Origin of the sequence: Novosphingobium sp. (assembly GCF_036733805.1) — a bacterium.
Lineage (GTDB): Bacteria > Pseudomonadota > Alphaproteobacteria > Sphingomonadales > Sphingomonadaceae > Novosphingobium.
Genome location: NZ_DAIMZT010000142.1, coordinates 1 through 2,216, shown reverse-complemented (window position 1 = coordinate 2,216; position 2,216 = coordinate 1). Strand labels below are relative to the sequence as shown.

The window sequence follows — 2,216 nt, the reverse complement described above, 5'->3', positions numbered from 1 at the left end:
TTGTGCGATTTTCGCTTCACTGTCACCAAGTACTCACAACACGGGGAGACGCCTGATTCGGATGTGTCCTCCACCAGGATACAAGATTATTTTATCCAATATGCCACGCTGGAACCCCGCCTAACAGCGTAGATGAACTACATCCACAGCTGCCCCTCTTGCGCGCCGCAAGTTGGGCGATCCAGGCCCGGTAAAGGGCGCGCGGGCGTCGCGGAACCCGGCGCATGTCTGAAGAAAAGTCAGCTTCCCGATCTGGGGTTTCCACGTTTCCGCCAGCGACCTGGAGAGCTTCGTCTTCGCTGCCTGCGATGCCTGGGATCGCGGGTATGCTGCTGCATGATTCGCAGCTCCGGGAGTATTGCAAACCTCTCGCCCCCCTTGATTCTCGACGGCTCCAATCTCCGGCCATCGCTGACGCGTTGGCGGCAGGTCTGCAGTCAGTGGTAAGCGATGTTCTCAGGCCACGCGCCAGCATTCTTGGGTAGCGAGATAGGCCCAGGGTAGCAGTTCGTCGATCTGGCTGTTCGGGTGGTCGTTGACGATGCGGGTGATGACGTCGGTGAGATAGGCGTGGGGTTCGACGCCGATGAGCTTGCAGGTTTCGATCAGTGAGGCGATGACGGCCCAGTGTTCGCCTCCGCCGTCCGAGTCAGCGAACAGGGCGTTCTTGCGGTTGAGCGCGATTGGGCGGATAGCGCGCTCAACGACGTTGGAATCGATCTCGATGCGGCCGTCGACAATGAAGCGCGTCAGCCCGTCCCAACGCGACAGCGCATATCGGATGGCCTCCGCGAGTTTGGTCTTCTGGCTGATCAGACCAAGCTTGGCGCGCAGCCAGGGTTCGAACTCGTCGACGATCGGCCGGCTCTTCTCTTGGCGGACGGCGCGACGCTCGTCGGCGGTGCGGCCGCGGATCTCGGCTTCGATGATGTAGAGCCCGGCGATACGTTCGAGCGCCTCGCTGGCGATCGGTGCGGGACCGGCCGCGGCGAGTTCGTAGAAGCGCCGGCGCACATGGGACCAGCAGAACGCCAGTTCAACGTCACCGCGCTCGGCCAGGACCCGATAGCCGGCATAGCCGTCGACCTGGAGGATGCCGGCAAAACCCGCGAGGTGGACGATCGGCCGTTCGGCCTTGCGATCAGGAGCGTAGACATAGGCGACGGTGGGCGGGACCGTGCCGCCCCAGGGCCGGTCGTCGCGGGCATAGGCCCAGAGCTGGCCGGTCTTGGTGCGGCCGCGTGCGGGATCGAGCACCGGGGCGGTGGTCTCGTCGGCAAACAGTTTTGGCGACTGCTTCAGCCTCGCGAGCAGCCGCTCATGCACCGGCCGCAACAGGAAGGCTGCCCGCCCGACCCAATCGGCCAGGGTCGAGCGATCCAGGTCGAGGCCCTGGCGGGCGTAAATTTGAGCCTGCCGATACAGCGGCAGATGGTCGGCATATTTGGCGACGAGCACCTGCGCAACGGTGGCTTCGGTCGGTAACCCGCCCTTGATCAGCCGCGCTGGCGCCGGTGCCTGCACCATGGTCTCGCAGGCCCGGCAGGCATACTTCGGCCGCCTTACGACTAGGACCCGGAACTGGGCCGGGACGATATCCAGTCGTTCGCTCACATCCTCGCCGATCCGGTGCAGCGCCTGCTGACAGCACGGGCAGACGTGATCGTCGAGGTCGATCAGCATCTCGACCCGCGGCAGATGCGCCGGCAGCGCTCCTCTGTTCCTGCGGCGCCGTGCGGCTCGGCTCGATCGCTCGGCCGCATTGGCTGCATCGGTCGCGGCATCACTGCTCGCCTCGACATGCTCGACCTCCTCCAGGCCGAGCAGCAACTGGTCCTCCGGCAGCGTCTCGGCCCGGCGGCCGAAGCGATGACGCTGCAATTCCTTGATGATCTGCTCGAGCCGCGCGGCGCGCGCCCGTTCGGCCAACGGCATCGCCTTAAGCGTGTCGGGATCGTCCGGAAGCCGGGTCAATCGTGTGAAGCTGCGATCGCTATATGGCCCAAGTCCATCGGGTGCGACTACTCGGCCCTGAAGGGCCGAGCTTCCGCCTCGCGCGGCGGAGGCCTCATCGCGATCGCCCCCCAAAGACCACCGAGGCGCCTCACGCTGGCGACCTGTGAACCCGCCGGAGGGCAGGCGGAAACGGCGGACCGTTTCGGGGATGCATTGGCACGGTCACAAAAAAGGTCGCTGCCTGCGGCAGCGACCCAAGT

At 65.1% G+C, this 2,216-nt stretch carries 1 protein-coding gene; it reads right to left on the bottom strand.

Translation table 11 applies throughout. The features are described from left to right. Positions 1–456: 456 nt before the first annotated feature. The gene (gene tnpC / locus V7D69_RS15975) at positions 457–1,935 is read right to left on the bottom strand and encodes an IS66 family transposase (RefSeq protein ID WP_333606332.1); all 1,479 of its coding nucleotides are present in this window, start codon (positions 1,933–1,935) and stop codon (positions 457–459) included. Positions 1,936–2,216 lie beyond the last annotated feature (281 nt).

What these genes read in the sequence shown, in the direction of transcription:
- tnpC (WP_333606332.1), bottom strand. Translation starts at nt 1,935, where the DNA reads ATGCCGTTGGCCGAACGGGCGCGCGCCGCGCGGCTCGAGCAGATCATC.